This window comes from Streptomyces sp. NPDC104367 (assembly GCF_055583825.1).
Genome location: NZ_JBVJND010000001.1, coordinates 392,786 through 409,207 on the forward strand (window position 1 = coordinate 392,786; position 16,422 = coordinate 409,207).

15 protein-coding genes are annotated in these 16,422 nt (G+C 74.4%); 9 read left to right on the plus strand and 6 right to left on the minus strand.

Annotation, left to right across the window (positions count from 1 at the left end; genetic code table 11):
* Positions 1-25: 25 nt before the first annotated feature.
* Positions 26-637 carry a hypothetical protein gene (locus tag ACZ619_RS01765; protein ID WP_469592912.1) on the minus strand — a complete coding sequence of 204 codons (612 nt, stop codon included), beginning with the start codon at positions 635-637 and terminating at the stop codon, positions 26-28.
* Positions 638-779: 142 nt separating this feature from the next.
* On the opposite strand from ACZ619_RS01765, the gene ACZ619_RS01770 reads away from it, so the two are divergent.
* Complete coding sequence (locus tag ACZ619_RS01770) at positions 780-1,997, plus strand: alpha/beta hydrolase family protein (protein WP_469592914.1); 1,218 nt, start codon at positions 780-782, stop codon at positions 1,995-1,997.
* Position 1,998: 1 nt separating this feature from the next.
* Here ACZ619_RS01770 and ACZ619_RS01775 read toward each other — a convergent pair whose 3' ends face one another.
* Positions 1,999-2,253, minus strand: a complete 255-nt coding sequence (locus ACZ619_RS01775) for a WhiB family transcriptional regulator (RefSeq protein WP_469593262.1) — start codon at positions 2,251-2,253, stop codon at positions 1,999-2,001.
* A 258-nt stretch (positions 2,254-2,511) separates the two neighbouring features.
* Here ACZ619_RS01775 and ACZ619_RS01780 point away from each other — a divergent pair, with 258 nt between their 5' ends.
* On the plus strand, positions 2,512-3,300 hold the full coding sequence (locus tag ACZ619_RS01780; RefSeq protein WP_469592916.1) for a VOC family protein: 789 nt from the start codon (positions 2,512-2,514) through the stop codon (positions 3,298-3,300).
* Positions 3,301-3,535: 235 nt separating this feature from the next.
* Here the strand turns inward: ACZ619_RS01780 and ACZ619_RS01785 are convergent, their stop codons facing one another.
* Positions 3,536-4,564, minus strand: coding sequence for a LacI family DNA-binding transcriptional regulator (locus ACZ619_RS01785; protein WP_469592918.1), 1,029 nt, complete (start codon positions 4,562-4,564; stop codon positions 3,536-3,538).
* A gap of 134 nt (positions 4,565-4,698) precedes the next feature.
* On the minus strand, positions 4,699-5,718 hold the full coding sequence (gene ligD / locus ACZ619_RS01790; RefSeq protein WP_469592920.1) for a non-homologous end-joining DNA ligase: 1,020 nt from the start codon (positions 5,716-5,718) through the stop codon (positions 4,699-4,701).
* Positions 5,719-5,831: 113 nt separating this feature from the next.
* Between ligD and ACZ619_RS01795 the strand changes: the two genes are divergently transcribed.
* Complete coding sequence (locus ACZ619_RS01795; RefSeq protein WP_469592922.1) at positions 5,832-6,896, plus strand: ATP-dependent DNA ligase; 1,065 nt, start codon at positions 5,832-5,834, stop codon at positions 6,894-6,896.
* Between the two features lie 137 nt (positions 6,897-7,033).
* Complete coding sequence (locus ACZ619_RS01800) at positions 7,034-8,017, plus strand: DUF3048 domain-containing protein (RefSeq protein WP_469592924.1); 984 nt, start codon at positions 7,034-7,036, stop codon at positions 8,015-8,017.
* Between the two features lie 36 nt (positions 8,018-8,053).
* On the opposite strand, the gene ACZ619_RS01805 is transcribed toward ACZ619_RS01800, so the two are convergent.
* Positions 8,054-8,518, minus strand: a complete 465-nt coding sequence (locus tag ACZ619_RS01805) for a MarR family winged helix-turn-helix transcriptional regulator (RefSeq protein WP_469592926.1) — start codon at positions 8,516-8,518, stop codon at positions 8,054-8,056.
* A 324-nt stretch (positions 8,519-8,842) separates the two neighbouring features.
* Between ACZ619_RS01805 and pcaH the strand changes: the two genes are divergently transcribed.
* The 5 genes from pcaH (at position 8,843) to ACZ619_RS01830 (ending at position 13,530) form a co-directional block, all read left to right on the plus strand.
* Positions 8,843-9,616 carry a protocatechuate 3,4-dioxygenase subunit beta gene (gene pcaH / locus ACZ619_RS01810; protein WP_469592928.1) on the plus strand — a complete coding sequence of 258 codons (774 nt, stop codon included), beginning with the start codon at positions 8,843-8,845 and terminating at the stop codon, positions 9,614-9,616.
* Between the two features lie 6 nt (positions 9,617-9,622).
* A complete protein-coding gene (gene pcaG / locus ACZ619_RS01815) occupies positions 9,623-10,225 on the plus strand; it encodes a protocatechuate 3,4-dioxygenase subunit alpha (protein ID WP_469592929.1) in 603 nt (200 codons plus the stop codon).
* A 5-nt stretch (positions 10,226-10,230) separates the two neighbouring features.
* Positions 10,231-11,559, plus strand: coding sequence for a 3-carboxy-cis,cis-muconate cycloisomerase (gene pcaB / locus ACZ619_RS01820; RefSeq protein WP_469593264.1), 1,329 nt, complete (start codon positions 10,231-10,233; stop codon positions 11,557-11,559).
* Complete coding sequence (gene pcaDC / locus ACZ619_RS01825; RefSeq protein WP_469592931.1) at positions 11,556-12,674, plus strand: bifunctional 3-oxoadipate enol-lactonase/4-carboxymuconolactone decarboxylase PcaDC; 1,119 nt, start codon at positions 11,556-11,558, stop codon at positions 12,672-12,674. The genes pcaB and pcaDC overlap by 4 nt, the downstream gene beginning before the upstream one ends.
* A gap of 64 nt (positions 12,675-12,738) precedes the next feature.
* Positions 12,739-13,530 carry an SDR family NAD(P)-dependent oxidoreductase gene (locus tag ACZ619_RS01830; RefSeq protein WP_469592933.1) on the plus strand — a complete coding sequence of 264 codons (792 nt, stop codon included), beginning with the start codon at positions 12,739-12,741 and terminating at the stop codon, positions 13,528-13,530.
* A gap of 50 nt (positions 13,531-13,580) precedes the next feature.
* On the opposite strand, the gene ACZ619_RS01835 is transcribed toward ACZ619_RS01830, so the two are convergent.
* The gene (locus tag ACZ619_RS01835) at positions 13,581-16,262 is read right to left on the minus strand and encodes an ATP-binding protein (RefSeq protein WP_469592935.1); all 2,682 of its coding nucleotides are present in this window, start codon (positions 16,260-16,262) and stop codon (positions 13,581-13,583) included.
* Positions 16,263-16,422: the final 160 nt, after the last annotated feature.

Consider the following 16,422-nt stretch of genomic DNA (forward strand, 5'->3'; position numbering starts at 1 on the left):
ACGACAGACAGCGGGCGGGGTGTTCTCACCCCGCCCGCTGCTTGTACTGCTCCGGGTAGCGCTCGGTGAAGCGCACCGCCCAGACCAGCAGGGCGATGGGGACGATCCAGTTGAACCAGTCGCTGCCCGCCGGGACCCGGATCGCCAGCCAGGTGGAGACGGCCATCAGCGCGAAGACCACGCCCCAGGCCGCGGTCAGCACCGTGTTGACGTGCCGGAAGACCGGCGAGTCCCAGAACTCCCGCGGCACCGACTGGCGGGCGTACTGGGCGGTGAAGGGGTCGGCGAGCAGCGAGCCGAGCGCCACCACGGCCACGACGGCGTTGGAGACGACCTGGGCGTACGTCTCCAGCCAGATCAGCTCGTGGCGGTCCAGGGCGAGCGCGAGGACGCAGAGCACGGCGAAGAACACGATGCCGACCATGTCGAGCAGGTAGAAGCGGCCCCGGACCATGTCCTTGCCGGAGAGCGCGACCGCCGCGATCAGCGCGGCCAGGGCCGCGTACTCCCAGGTGCTGGGGCTGGCCACGACCCCGAAGATGATCCACGGGGCGAAGGAGAAGAAGACGTTCCCGGCGCCGGCGGTCCTCCTCACCGGGGTGCTCGTCACCGGCGGCCCCTGCCGCGTGTGTCCCATGAGGTCTCCCCTCTCGTGCCGGCACCGTCCCGCTCCTCCAGCCTGGCGCGCTCGCGTCCGGCTCGCACGCCGTCCGGTGTGCGGCGCGGTCCCGGGCCTCCTAGCGTGGGAAAGGCGCGCCACGAGGGTGCCGGGAGCCGCCATGACCCACCGCTTCAGCGAGAACGAGCAGTTCGACTACGAGATCCGGCTCGCCCTGGGTTCGGCCTGGCGGCAGGGGGCCGACGCGGGCGAGGTCCTGGCCGTCGCGGCCGAGGCGGCGGACGGCGACGGGGCGGCCTGGTTCACGGCCTGGGCCGGGCTCGCGGAGCGGGTCCGCGCGGTGGCCGAGCGGTGCGCCGCCGCCGGCCGCAGGGCCAGCGCGCGGGACGCCTGGCTGCGGGCCGCCGGGTACTACGGCACCGCGCTGGTGACCGTGGACGCGTGCGCGGACCCCGGGGCGCGGCTGCGCGAGGGGTTCGCACGGCACCGGGAGTGCCTCGACCGCTTCCTGGACGCCTGGGACCCGCCGGCGCGCCGGGTGGCGATCCCGTACGAGGGCGGCACCCTCCCGGGACACCTGGTCGCCCCCGCCGGTTCCTCCGACGCCGGCGGCCCGCTGCCCACGCTGATCGCCAACAACGGCAGCGACGGCCCGGTCAGCGCCCTGTGGACCCTGCTCGGCGCGCCCGCCGCGGCCCGCGGCTACCGTGTGCTGCTCTTCGACGGGCCGGGCCAGCAGTCCATGCTGTTCGAACGCGGGACGACGTTCCGGCCGGACTGGGAGCATGTGATCACCCCGGTCGTGGACTTCCTCCGGGCCCGTCCCGAGGTCGACGGACGGCGGATCGTGCTGGCCGGCGTCAGCCAGGCCGGCTACTGGGTGCCGCGGGCGCTGGCCTTCGAGCACCGGATCGCCGCCGCCGTCGCGGACCCGGGCGTCGTCCGGGTCGTGGACAGCTGGTGGCACCGGCTCGGCCCGGACCTGCGGGCCCTGTGGGAGTCCGGCGACCGGGCCGCCTTCGACGACGTCATGGGCCGGGCGCTCGGCGCGGACCCGGCACTGGCCGCGATGTGGCGGTGGCGGGCCAAGCCGTACGGCGTCGGCTCACCGTTCGACCTGCTCACCGAGGTGCGCGCGTACGACGTCACGCCGGTCGTCGGGCGGATCACCACCCCGCTGCTGATCACCGACCCGGACGGCGAGCACTTCTGGCCGGGCGCCTCGCACGAGCTGTACAACGCGCTCCCCGGTCCCAAGCACCTGGTCCGCTTCACCGAGGCGGAGGGCGCGCACGGCCACTGCGAGCCGATGGGCCGGGCCCTGTTCGAGCAGCGCGTCTTCGACTGGCTGGACGACCGGCTGGCGGCGGTGCCGTGACTCAGCGGGACGCGCGCCGCAGCTCCAGGCGTTCCTTCTCGGACAGGCCGCCCCAGACGCCGAACCGTTCGTCGTTGTCGAGCGCGTACTCCAGGCAGGCCGGACGCATCTCGCACATCCCGCAGATGCGCTTCGCCTCGCGCACCGAGCTGCCGGGCTCGGGGAAGAAGAAGTCCGCCCCGGTCTGCGCGCACAGCGCCTGCGCCTGCCACGCCGGGACAGTCGTGCGGGGCGGGGTGATGGTGTCGAAGTACATGGCCAGGATCGTGCCGCGCGGCGAAAAACGTTCGCTCAACGCCCGCTCAACGCGGCGCCGGCACACCTCTGCGGTCTCGATGATGCGCCCGCGCGGCGGGCCTGTGCACGGCGGCGCGCGGAACGGATCGGAAACCCGGCGGATGTGCCGGGTGACCCTCGGTGACCGGGGCGGACGGGCGTGGTCCGGCGGCGGTCGCCCGCGGGCGGTGGAAGACTCGGCAGACCACAGAACGGGACCCTTCCGAGGAGGGCGAAGATGCTCACCACCCGTTTCGTCAACGGTGCTCCCAACTGGATCGACCTCGGCACCCCCGAGATCGACGGCGCCGTCTCCTTCTACAACGGTCTGTTCGGCTGGCGGCTCCAGTCGGCGGGGCCGGACGCCGGCGGCTACGGGTTCTTCCAGCTGGACGGCCGGACCGTCGCCGGCGGGATGCAGACCACGCCGGAGCAGGGCCCGCCGTCCTGGACCGTCTACTTCCGCAGCGAGGACGCGCAGGCCACGGCCAAGGCCGCCGAGCAGGCGCACGGCAGTGTCCTGGTCCGGCCGATGGACGTGCTGGGCCAGGGCCGCATGGCGGTCCTCGCCGACCAGGCGGGCGTGCCCTTCGGGCTCTGGCAGCCCGCGCGGATCAAGGGCGTGGACGTGGCGGGCGACCCGGGGTCGCTGTGCTGGGTCGAGCTGTACACCCCGGACATCGCGGCGGCGGCCGCCTTCTACAACAGGGTCCTCGGCCTGGAGACCTCCGGGGTGCCGTTCCCCGGCGGCACCTACACCAGCCTCAACCCGGCGGAGGGCGCGGACGAGTCGGTGTTCGGCGGGGTGGTCCCGCTGAACGAGGACCCGGCCGAGGCGCAGGCCGGCGCCTACTGGCTGCCGTACTTCGAGGTCGAGGACGTGGACGCGGTGGTGGAGAAGACCCAGCAGACCGGCGGCCGGGTGCGGATGCCGGCCACCACCCTGGAGGGCGTGGGCCGCATGGCCAAACTGGCCGACCCCTACGGCGCCCGCTTCGCGGTGATCAAGGGCGAGCCACAGAACTGACCCGTCACCGGCCCGGCGAGGACGTCCGGGCGAGGACGTCTGAGCCAGGACGTCCGGGCGACGGTGGCCGGGCGAGGACGTCCGGGCGAAGACGTCGGGGCAACGGTGGTCGGGCGAGGGTGGCCGGGCCGTGGCGTCCAGACGAGGACGCCGGGGCGACGGTGGCCGGGCGAGGACGTCCGGGCGAAGACGTCGGGGCAACGGTGGTCGGGCGAGGGTGGCCGGGCCGTGGCGTCTAGGCGGTGGCGCGTCGGACCAGGGTCGTGGGCAGGACGACGCTGGACGGCGCGCCCGCCGGGGACTTGCCGCGGGTCAGGGTGCGCAGCAGCAGGCGGGCCATCAGCCGGCCGATCTCCTCGATGTCCTGACGGACCGTCGTCAGCGCCGGCTCGGTCTGCTCGGTGACGGGCAGCACGTCGTCGAAGCCGATCACCGCCACGTCCTCGGGGACCCGTCGGCCGCGCTCGCGCAGCACACGCAGGGCACCGAGCGCGGTGAGGTCGTTGGCGGCGAACACGGCGTCCACGTCCGGGCAGCGGTCCAGGAGTTCGGCCATGGCCCGCTCGCCGCCGCCCGGTGTGAAGTCGCTGGCGACGACCAGCCGCGGATCCCCCTCCCCCATGACGTCCCGGTAGCCCTGGAGGCGGTCGGCCGCCGAGGTCTGGTCCAGCGGCCCGGTGATGTGCGCGATCCGCCCGCGGCCGAGGCCCACGAGATGGCGTACGGCGTCGCGGGCGCCGCCCCGGTTGTCGCAGTCGACGTAGACGGCGCTGTCCGAGCCGTCGCTCCAGCCGGGCCGCCCGCCGAACACGGTGGGGATCCCGGCGCCCTCGATCAGGCCGGGCAGCGGGTCGTCGAGGTGGAGCGAGAAGACGAGGGCGCCGTCCACATGGCCGCCGGCGAGGTAGCGGGCGACCCGTACGTGGTCGTCCCGCCCCTCGGTGAGCAGCAGCACCAGCTGGTTGTCGTGGGCGGTCAGCTCCTTGCTGATGCCGCGCAGCTGGAGGGCGAAGAAGGGGTCGGTGAAGATCCTGGTCTCGGGCTCGGCGATGACGACGGCGACGGCGTCGTGACGTTTGGTGACGAGGCTGCGGGCGGCCTGGTTGGGCACGTAGCCGAGTTCCTCGACCGCCTGCCGGACCCGCTCGACCAGGGGCTCGCGCACCCCGTCCCCGCCGTTGACGACCCGTGACGCGGTGGCCCGGGACACCCCGGCCCGCGCGGCCACGGCCTCCAGTGTGGGGCGCGCCCCTGCCTCGGACACCCTCGGCCCTCCTCGTCGGCGGCTGGCGATCAGCATAGCCCTGGGCGTACCGGGTGGTGAGAGCGCTCCCGCCGGTCCGGCCGGGGCCGGCCGGGAGCCGTGGCGCTCCCCGGTGCGGCGCCGGACTCCCGCCGTCAGGAGGGCTGTTCCGGCCTGGCCCGGCTCGGCTGGACGCGCTTGGGCTCGCCCGGCATCTTCGGGTACTCCGGCGGATACGGCAGATCGCCCAGGCCGTGCTCGTGCTCGTCGCGGCGGGCCAGTTCGAGGAGCGTGTCGAGGGAGTAGGCGTGGTCGTCCATGTCGGCGTGCACGTCGCCGAGTTCGGCGAAGCGGGCCGGCATGGTGACGAGGTCGAAGTCCGCCGGGCGGACGTGGTCGACCTCCTCCCAGCGCAGCGGGGCGGAGACGGGCGCGCCGGGGCGGGGGCGCACGGAGTAGGCGGAGGCGATGGTGCGGTCGCGCGCGGTCTGGTTGTAGTCGACGAAGATGCGCTCGCCGCGCTCCTCCTTCCACCACTTGATCGTCACCCGGTCCGGCATCCGGCGCTCCAACTCGCGCCCTACGGCGATGGCCGCGCGCCGGACCTGGGTGAACGTCCAGCGCGGTTCGATGGGCACGAAGACGTGCAGCCCCCGGCCGCCGGAGGTCTTGGGCCAGCCGCGCAGTCCGCCGAACTCGTGGAGGACCGCGCGCAGTTCGTGGGCGGCGCGGACCGCGTCGTCGAAATCGGTGCCGGGCTGCGGGTCGAGGTCGATACGGAGTTCGTCCGGGCTGTCGACGTCGGCGCGGCGCACCGGCCAGGGGTGGAAGGTGAGGGTGCCGTACTGGGCGGCCCACACCACGGCGGCCTCCTCCGTGGGGCACATCTCGTCGGCCGTGCGGCCGCTGGGGAAGGTGATGTGGGCGGTGGGGATCCAGTCGGGCATGCCCTTGGGCGCCCGCTTCTGGTAGAACCACTCGCCCTCGACGCCGTCCGGGTACCGCTGGAGGGTGGTGGGGCGGTCGCGCAGGGCACGCAGGATGCCGGGGGCCACGGCCGCGTAGTAGCGGGCGACGTCCAGCTTGGTGAAACCGCGCTCGGGGAAGAAGACCTTGTCCGGGCTGGACAGCCGTACGGTCCGGCCGGCCACCTCCAGTTCCACCGCGTTGCCCATGCGGCCACGGTAGGCGTACCGCCCCCACCGCGCATATCGGCCCGCCGGCGGCCGCAACCGGGGCGGGGACCGGGCGACGCGCGGGTGCGCGGGTGCGCTCGTAGAGTCGGACCATGGATCTGCCGGTGATGCCGCCCGTGAAGCCGATGCTCGCCAAGTCGGTGGCGGGCATCCCGCCGGACATGCAGTACGAGGCGAAGTGGGACGGCTTCCGCGCGATCGTCTTCCGGGACGGGGACGAGGTGGAGCTGGGCAGCCGCACCGGAAAACCGCTGACCCGGTACTTCCCCGAGCTGGTGGCGGCGCTGCGGGAGCGGCTGCCCGAACGGTGCGTGCTGGACGGGGAGATCGTGATCGCGCGCGCGGGACGGCTGGACTTCGACGCGCTGACCGAGCGGATCCATCCGGCCGACTCCCGGGTGCGCACACTGGCCGAGCGGACCCCCGCCTCCTTCGTCGCCTTCGACCTGCTGGCGCTGGCCGACGAGTCGCTCCTGGACCTCCCGCTGACCGACCGCCGCGCCCTGCTCACCGCGGCGCTCGCCGACGCGGCCCCGCCGGTGCACCTGGCACCGGCGACGACCGACGTCGAGGTGGCCCGGCGGTGGTTCGAGCAGTACGAGGGCGCCGGCCTCGACGGGGTCGTCGCCAAACCCCTCACCCTGCGCTACCGCCAGGACGAGCGCGCCATGTTCAAGGTCAAGCACGAGCGGACCGCCGACGTCGTGGTGGCCGGCTACCGTCTCCACAAGAGCGGCCCGGTGGTCGGCTCGCTGCTCCTCGGCCTCTACGACGACCGGGGCGCCCTCCAGCACGTGGGCGTGTCCGCCGCGTTCCCGATGAAGCGGCGGGCCGAGCTGATCGGGGAGCTGGAGCCGCTGCGGATGGACGACGCCTCCGGGCATCCGTGGGCGGCCTGGACCGAGGAGGCCGCCCACGCGTCGGCCCGGCTGCCCGGCGCGCCGAGCCGCTGGTCCGGCAAGAAGGACCTGTCCTGGGTGCCGCTGCGGCCGGAGCGGGTCGCCGAGGTGGCGTACGACCACATGGAGAACGGGGCGCGTTTCCGCCACACGGCCCGCTTCCGCCGCTGGCGCCCGGACCGCACCCCGCGCAGCTGCACCTACGCCCAACTGGAGGAGCCCGTGCGCTACGACCTCACGGAGATCCTGGGTTCGTGACCCGCGTCCCCTCCCCCGGGGCGCGCCGTGCACCCGATCGGCCTCTTCGGCGCGCGGGACAGGGTTCGGCCGGGTATGGCCACCGATGAACCGATGAGCGGACGATCGAGGGGACGAACGGGGTGGCAACGGTGGGCATGCGACACGAGGCGCCGACGCGCCGGACCGTGCTGACGGCGGCGCTGCTGGCGGCCACCGCGACGGCCTCCCTGACCGCCGGCTGCACCCGGCCCGCCGGCTCCGACGACGGCCGCGCACCGGCCGGCACCGCGACACCGGGCGGCGGGACCGGCGCGGCGACCGGCTCCGTACTGGCCGTGAAGATCGACAACGTGGCCGCGGCCCGCCCCCAGACCGGCCTGGACTCGGCGGACGTGGTGTACGCGGAGCAGGTGGAGGGCGGCCTCAGCCGGCTGATGGCGGTGTACGCGACCGAGCTGCCCGAGGTGATCGGCCCGGTCCGCAGCGCCCGCGAGTCGGACCTGGAGCTGCTGCGCCAGTTCGACCGGCCGACGCTCGCCTTCTCCGGGGCCCAGCACAAGCTGCTCCCGCTGATCGACCGGGCACCGCTGCGGCCCAGGACGCCCGACGGGGCGCCCGGCGCCTACTTCCGGGGCAGCTCCAGGCCGGCCCCGCACAACCTGTACCTCCGCCCCGCCGCGCTGATGGGCGCGGCACCCGGCGGGTCGGCGCTCACCACGGGCTTCCGCCACGGGCCGGCCCCGGCCGGGGGCACGGTGACCGCCTCGCGCGCCGTGCGGTACCCGACGGCCCGCTTCGCCTTCACGTGGTCCGCCGCGCGGCACCGCTGGCTGGTGTCCATGGACGGCACCCCGGCCGTGACGACGGCGGGCGGGCGGCTGGCCGCCGCGACGGTGGTCGTGCAGTACGTGCGGGTGCGCACCTCCCAGTACCACGACGTGCTGGGCAACCACACGCCCTACACCGAGACCGTCGGGTCGGGGGAGGCCGAAGTGCTGCGCGACGGGCGGTCGTTCGAGGCCCGCTGGGCGCGCGCGGACGCCTCGGGCGGTACGACGTTCACCGGTGCGGACGGCGGTCCGCTGGCCTTCGCCGACGGGCAGGTGTGGGTGGTCCTCGTGAACGCCGAGTCGCGTTGACCACGGGCCGCGTCCCGGTGTGCGGCCCGGCCGCGCCTAGCCCTGCGGAACCAGCGGCTCCGCGGGGTTGCGCAGCCCCTCCGCCGCGTCCGCGACCCGGCGGATCAGCTCGAAGAACTGGACCTGTTCCCCGGCCGAGAGCGGGGCCAGGAAGACCTGGTTCATCCGCGCGGTGCGCACCGAGAGCTTGCGGTGGGTGCGCACCCCGTCGTCGGTGAGGCGCAGCAGGGACCGGCGGCCGTCCTGCGGGTCGCGCACCTTGTCGAGCAGCCCGCGCCGGCCGAGCCGGCTGATGACCTCCGCGATGGTCGACCGGTCCAGCCCCACCCGCTCCCCCACGGTCCGCTGGTCCAGCCCCGGCTCGGCGACGAGCGCGTTCAGGACGGCGAACTGCGGCGAGGTGGTCTCCTCCGAGACCATCGTGTTCCACAGCAGGTAGTGGGCCTGCTGGAGCCGCCGGGCCAGGTGCCCGGGGTGGGTGGTGAGGTCCACCGCGGCCATATGCCCTCCCATGGTCCGAATTCGTTGGTGCACTGAACGATACCCGCAGCCGCTCTTCCTGTCTGTACACCCATATGCCATCACCCCAGGTCTTGACGGGTGGCGACACCAGTGGCAGCGTGAAGGACATCTCGCGGAAATGCTCAGTGCCCTGACTAATTTCCCGATCGACTGGAAGAGAGTGGGCTTCGCGGATGGACAGGGTGGTCACCACGTCCCGGGAGGCGGTACCGGTGCGGCCACCCTCCGCATCGGCGTCGGACAAGGGCTCGCGCTGCTCCTCGGACGCCAGCCGTCTCGTTCGCACTTCACCTAGGACTCCTCATGACACTCACCCAAGCCGACATCGACCTCGAGATCGCCACCGAGCACGCCGCCTACGAGAAGCGGGTCGCGGAGGGCGCTCCGGTCGAGAACCAGCCCCGACGTGACTACGCGCCCTACCGGTCGTCCGTGCTCCGGCACCCCAGGCAGCCGCTGGTCGCCATCGACACCAGCAAGGACCCGGAGCTGGTGGAGCTGCACTCCCCCGCGTTCGGGGAGCGGGACATCACCGGGATAGACAACGACCTGACCCGGCAGCACACCGGTGAGCCCGTCGGGGAGCGGATCACCGTCTCCGGGCGGCTGCTGGACCGCGACGGACGGCCCGTGCGGGGCCAGCTGGTCGAGATCTGGCAGGCCAACTCGGCGGGCCGCTACGCCCACCAGCGCGAGCAGCACGACGCCCCGCTGGACCCGAACTTCACCGGTGTCGGCCGTACGATCACCGACGCGGACGGCGGCTACCGCTTCACCACCGTCCAGCCCGGCCCCTACCCCTGGCGCAACCACGTCAACGCCTGGCGGCCCGCCCACATCCACTTCTCGATGTTCGGCTCGGCGTTCACGCAGCGGCTGGTGACGCAGATGTACTTCCCGAGCGACCCGCTGTTCCCGTACGACCCGATCATCCAGTCGGTGACGGACGACGCGGCGCGGCAGCGGCTGGTCGCGACCTACGACCACAGCCTGTCCGTGCCCGAGTTCTCGATGGGCTACCACTGGGACATCGTGCTGGACGGACCGAACGCCACCTGGATCGAAGAAGGACGCTGACCTGCCATGACGAAGATCGACACGAGCAGCCCGGAGAACGTGCTGCCCACCCCGTCGCACACGGTCGGCCCCTTCTACGGGTACGCGCTGCCGTTCCGCGGCGGTGAGGACATCGCCCCGCTCGGCCACCCGGACACGGTCACGGTCCACGGGTACATCCTCGACGGCGAGGGCAGCCCGCTGCCCGACGCGTTCGTGGAGCTGTGGGGCGCCGACCCGGACGGGAACGTCTCCACCACGGACGGTTCGATCCGGCGCGACCCGGCGAGCGGCGACTACCTCGGCCGCAACGGCGTGGAGTTCACCGGCTGGGGCCGGATCCAGACGGACGCCGACGGGCACTGGTACGCGCGGACGCTGCGCCCCGGCGCACGCGGCGGCAGCGCCCCGTACATCAGCGCGTGTGTGTTCGCGCGCGGGCTGCTGGTGCACCTGTTCACCCGGATCTACCTGCCGGGCGACGACGCAGCGCTCGCCGCCGACCCGCTGCTCACCCGGGTGGGCGAACGGCGCGACACGCTGATCGCCGCCGACGAGGGCCGCGGGACCTACCGTTTCGACATCCGCCTTCAGGGCGAGGGCGAGACGGTCTTCCTGGAGTTCCAGTGACAGCAGTGGAGTACGGCGGTGAGGCCGGACTGCTCGCGCCCGGGTGGGCCGGTTCCCCGGCCGCGGCCGCGACGGGCGACGGTGCCTATCTGCGGGCGCTGCTCGACGCGGAGGCCGCCCTCACGCGGGCGCAGGCGTCGCTCGGGCTGGCCCCCGGCGAGGCCGCGACGGCGGTGACCGAGGCGGCCGACGCCGGCCGCTTCGACGCCGGCGGCCTCGCCGAGCGCGCCCGCGCGGGCGGCAACCCGGTGATTCCCCTGGTCGCCGATCTGACCAGGGCGGTCGGCACGGAGTACGGGCCGTACGTCCACCGGGGAGCGACCAGCCAGGACATCATGGACACGGCGACGATGCTGGTCGCCGTGCGCACCCTGGACCTGGTCCTCGCCGACCTCGGACGGACCGCGGACGCGCTGGCCCGGCTGGCCTCCGAACACCGTGACACGCCGATGCCGGGGCGCACCCTCACCCAGCACGCCGTACCGACCACGTTCGGGCTGAAGGCGGCCGGCTGGCGGTCGCTGGTCCTGGACGCGAGGGACCGCACCGCCCGGGTCCGGGAGTCGCTGCCCGCGCAACTCGGCGGCGCGGCCGGGACGCTGGCGGCCTTCGGGGCGTACGGAGCGGAGCACGCCGAGCAGCTGCCCGCGGCGTACGCGCGTGAACTCGGCCTTGCCGCACCGCGGTTGCCCTGGCACACCCTGCGCACACCGGTCGCCGACCTCGCCGGATGCCTCGCCTTCACGGCCGGGGCGCTGGGCAAGATCGCCGCGGATGTGCTGACGCTGTCCCGCACCGAGATCGGCGAGGTCTCCGAGGACGGCGGGGGCGGTTCGTCGGCGATGCCGCACAAGGCCAACCCGGTGCGGTCGACGCTGGTCGCCGCCGCGGCCCGGCGGGCCCCGCAGCTCGCGGCCGTGCTGTACGGCTCCCTGGTCGCGGAGGACGAGCGGCCGGCCGGTGCCTGGCACGCCGAGTGGGAGCCGCTGCGGGACCTGCTGCGCACCGTCGGCGGCGCCGCCCGGGACGCGGCCGTGCTGACGGAGGGGCTGCGGGTGCGTCCGGAGGTCATGCGCCGGCACCTGGACCTCACCGGCGGGCTGATCGTCTCCGAGCGGCTGTCCGCCGCGCTGGCCCCCGTCCTCGGCCGGGCCCGCGCCCGGGAACTGCTCACCGAAGTCGCCCGCCGCACCCACACCGAGCACCGTATGCTGCGTGAACTCCTCGCCGAGGAACCGGAGTTGAAGGAAGTCGATCTCGACGACCTCACCGATCCCGCCCACTACACCGGCTCCGCCGGTGTTCTCACCGACCGTGCTCTGGAGCGACGTTGACCGAGAACCTCCTCAACCACCGTGCCGAGGGTTCGGCTTCGGCGCCCCCGCTGCTCCTGGGACCGTCGCTCGGTACCTCGTTCGCGCTGTGGGACGCGGTGGCGCCCGAGCTGTCGAGCGGCCACCGGGTGGTGCGCTGGGACCTGCCGGGGCACGGCGGTTCGGCGCCCGGCCTGATCGGGGCGGGGGCGACCGTCGGGGACCTCGCCGGCCTGGTGCTGGCGCTCGCCGACTCGCTCGGCATCGACCGGTTCGCGTACGCGGGCGTCTCACTGGGCGGGGCGGTGGGCCTGCACCTGGCCGTGCACCACCCGGACCGGCTGGAGAGCCTGGCCGTGATCTGCTCCTCGGCCCACTTCAACGGGGCCGGGCCCTGGGAGGAGCGGGCCGGACGGGTGCGCCGGGAGGGCGTGGCGTGGCTCGCGGAGAGCGCGGGCAGCCGCTGGTTCACGCCCGGCTTCACCGTGCCGCGGCTCGTCGAGGACCAGCGGACGGCGGACCCGGAGGCGTACGCCGCCTGCTGCGACGCGCTGGCCGCGTTCGACCTGCGCGACCGGCTCGGCGAGATCGCGGTGCGCACCCTGCTGATCGCGGGCCGCGAGGACCCCGCGACCCCGCCCGCGCACCTGCGGGAGATCGCGGACGCGGTGCCGGCGTCGACACTGGTCGAGCTGCCGGGGGCGTCCCACCTGGCGCCCGCGCAGTGCCCCGAGGCCGTCCTCACCGCGCTGCGCTCCCACCTGGACGGGGGCGCAGGGCGCGGTATGGCGGTCCGCCGCGAGGTGCTGGGCGACGCGCACGTCGACCGGGCCCAGACCCGCCAGACGCCCTTCACGGCCCGCTTCCAGGACTTCATCTCGCGCTACGCCTGGGGCGAGATCTGGACCGATCCCACGCTCTCGCGCCGCGAACGGAGCATGATCACCCTCACCGCGCTGGTCGCGCACGGCCACTACGAGGAGCTGGCGATGCATGTGCGCGCGGCCCGGCGCAACGGCCTGACGCCCCAGGAGATCGGCGCCGTGCTGCTGCAGACGGCGGTCTACTGCGGGGTGCCCGCCGCCAACTCCGCGTTCGCGGCGGCCCAGCGGGTGCTGGCCGAGGAGGAAGGGTGACCCTGCCGGTCGTAGCCTCGGCGGCACCACCCGTGCGGCGGCCCTCCGTGCCTACGCTGGGGTCATGTCGACTGTTCTGATCACCGGCGCCACCTCCGGTCTCGGCCGGTACGTCGCCTTCGAGCTGGTCCGCTCCGGACACCTCGTCCTCGCCCACGGCCGCGACCCGGACCGCACCGGGCGTCTCGTCGGGGAGCTGCGTGCCGAGGGCGACGCGGAGGGCTTCGTCGCGGACCTGGCCTCGCTGGCCGGGGTCCGCGAGCTGGGCGCCCGGGTCGCCGACGCGCATCCCGGCCTGGACGTCCTGGTCAACAACGCGGGCGTCGGCGCCGGGGCCCCCGGCTCGGGGCGCGAACTGAGCGCCGACGGGCACGAACTGCGCCTCGCCGTGAACTACCTGGCCCCGGTGGCGCTGACCCGGGCGCTCCTTCCGGTCCTGCGCGCCCGCGGCTCCGCCCGGATCGTCAACGTCGGTTCGGCGGGCCAGGAGCCGCTCGACTTCGACGATCCCGAGTTCACCCGCGGCTACCAGGGCTTCGCCGCGTACCGCCGGGCCAAGTTCGCCCTGGCGGCGCACACGTTCGCGCTGGCGGAGGAGCTGGCGGACACGGGCGTCTCGGTGAACGTCCTGCACCCGGCGACCTTCATGGACACGGCGATGGTGCGCGAGGGCGAAGTGGCTCCCCGCACCACGGTGGCGGACGGCGCGCCGGGCGTACTGGCCCTGGTGACCCAGGACTTGGGCACGGGGCGCTACTTCGACGGTACGAGACCGGCCCGCGCGAACGAGGCGGCGTACGACCGCGAGGTGCGCAAACGCCTGTCCGCGGTGACGGACCAACTCCTCGCGCTGTAGGGCCCCTTCTTCGAGGGGCGCGGGGAACCGCGCGGCCGGCCCCGCGCCCGTCAGCGCAGCCCCCGCCCCGTGTCCAGCACCTCCCGGGCCTGGGCGACCAGCCCCTCCGCCCCGCAGGACCGGGCCAGAGCCAGCCCCCGGTTCAGCTCGGCCACGGACCGCGCGGCGATCCCGTACTCCACCCGTGCCGCCGCGTGCTCGTACTGGCAGGGCGAGGCCTCCAGGTAGGCCACCGCCTGCGAGGCGAGCCGCACCTGCCGCTGCCCGGTCTCCAGCGCGGCGGCGCACCGCAGCGCCTCGCCGATCGCCGTGTCGGTGCCGAACCGCTCCGCCTGCCGCCGCGCGTCGGTGGCCAGCTGCGCGGCCCGTGCCGGGTCCGTGCGGGCGAGCGCCCGGGCGAGGTCGAGCGTCCAGGGCACCACCACCGGGTTGAAGTGGCCGCGGGCCACGGCGGCCTTCTCCGCCGCCTCCAGCTCGTTGACCGCCTCCTGTCCGCGGCCGACCGCGAGCAGCAGCCGGCCGCGCACGGACCGCGGGTCGGGCATCACGATGGTGGAGGGGTAGGGCGGTGCGAATCCGTACTGCTCGGCGGTCTCCCAGGCCTGCGCGACATGGCCGCGGGCGAGCAGCGTGTCGACGAGGTTGCAGGTCGCGGTCCAGTACAGGGGCAGTCTGCGGCCCACCCGTTCGGCGATCCGCAGGGACTCGCGCAGGGAGGTCTCCGCGTCCCGCAGCCGGCCGCGCCTGCGGTGGCCGAGGCCGACGTAGGCATGGGCGAGGGCGAGGTGGCCGCCGCTCCAGCCGGCCGACTCGTAGGCGCGCAGGGCCTCGTTGTAGAGGGCTTCGGCCCGGTCGAGGCGGTCGGTGTAGACGTAGGAGTTGGCGAGCATCAGCAGCAGCTCGATGCCCCACTCGGTGTCGGTCCAGCCCAGTCCGGGCGCGAGCCGGCCGTTGACGAGGGCGCGGTCGCACAGTTCGACGACCTGCTCGGCGTTCCCGCCCTGGATGAGGAGGTCGAAGCCGCGCAGCATCAGCAGGGCGCGCTCGGAGTTGTCGCGGCCGGTGCAGGTGGCGGCGAGTTCGGCGAGGCGTTCGGAGCGGCGCGGGGAGACGGCCTCGCCGGCGATGCCCTCCCACATGAACTGGACGGCCTGGAGCCGGAGTCTGGCGGGACCCGCCTCGTGCCGGGCGGCCTCCGCCTCGACCGTGCGGACGGCCTCCTCCAGCTGGTCGTTGTGGAGCAGGGCCTGGGAGAGGCGGAAGACCGCGTCGACGCGTTCGGCCCCGTCGAGGCCGGGCATGCCGAGCGCGCTCTGCAGATGGTCGATGGTGACGGCGGGGTTGGTGAGCAGGGTGGCGCAGCCCAGTTCGTAGAGGACACGGGCGTGGACGTCGGGCAGGGGCGGTTCCAGCAGGGCGCGTTCCAGGCAGCGGCGGGCCGCGTCGGGGGCGCCGACGGCGAGGTGTTCGCGGGCCGCGTCGCGCAGTTGCTCGACGAGTTCCTCGTCGTCGTCCGGGTGCACCTTGAGGAGGTGGCGGGAGGCCTCGGCGACGCCGCGGCCGGACTCGGCGACGAGCTGGGCGGCGATGCCGTGCATGGCGGTGCACATCGCCGGCGGGATGGAGTTGTAGACGGCGGTGGCGATCAGCGGGTGGACGAACTCCAGGTCTCCGGCGCCGGCCCGGGAGCCCGCCGGGTCGGGCTCGGTGAGGATGCGGGCGGTGCGCAGCAGGCCGGCGCAGCGCTCGGCGTCGTCGACGGCCATGGTGGCGAGCTGGGCGACGAGGTCCACGGAGATCCCGGTGCCGAGGATGGCGGCGGCCCAGGCGAACCGGGTGGCGTCGATACCGAGTCCTTCGAGGCGGGTGACGAGGCCGCCGCCCCTGGCCGACCGGTTGAGGGCGCGCAGTTCGCCGGCCCGGGCCTCGACGGGGTCGACGTCGCTGTCCTGGACCTTGGCGAGGAGTTCGACGGTCTCGTAGGGGTTGCCGCCGGTGACGGCCCAGACCTCGCGGCAGAACGGGGCGTCGGCGTGGGCGCCGAGGGCGGCGCGGGTGAGCCCGGCGGCGGCGTCCGGGGTGAGGGCGCTGAGGGTCTGGGCGGGCCGGCCGGCCGCGGCGGCCACGGCGTCGAGGTGGCGGGCGCTGTCGCCGGTGACCTCGCCGGGCCGGCGGGCGACCAGGACCAGGACGGACAGGTCGTCGAGGCGTTCGACGAAGGCGGCGAGCCAGGCCAGGGTCTCCTGGTCGGCCCAGTGGGCGTCGTCGATCAGCAGCACCAGCGGCCAGTCGCGCTTGGCGAGTCTGCGCACGGCGGCCACCAGTCCGTCACAGACGCCCTGCGGGTCGGGCGGGCGCTCGCCGGGTTCCGCTATGCCGAGGGCGGGGCCGGCGATCTCGTACCAGTCGCCGAGGTACTCGCGGGCCTCCTCGGACAGCAGGGAGACCAGGGCGGGCTGGAGCAGCTGGCGCAGTACGTGGAAGGGGACGCTGCGCAGGGTCTCGACGCCGCGGGTGGACCAGACGGTGCAGCGGCGGCGCTCGGCGAGGCGGCGGGTTTCGGCCAGCAGCCGGGTCTTGCCGAGCCCGGCATCGCCCTGGACCACGAGCAGGTTCCCGGCGGTGGAGCGGTCGGCGCCCAGGACGTCGAGCGCCGCTGTGATGGTGGCGATCTCCGCGTCGCGTTCCCAGAGAGGGGCGGGGGCGCCCCCGGGGGAGTGTTCCTCCGTCATCCCGCTGCCTCCCCAAGTCGCCCGAACGACGTACAGACCACGAGCGTAGCCGTCCTGTTGGCTGTCCGGTGGCGGGTCCGCGCAGCCGTTGCCGTGACGGGTGAAGCGGGTGCGGCCGGGCGACGCGGGACGGCCCCGGCCCGCCGCCACGGAGCGGACC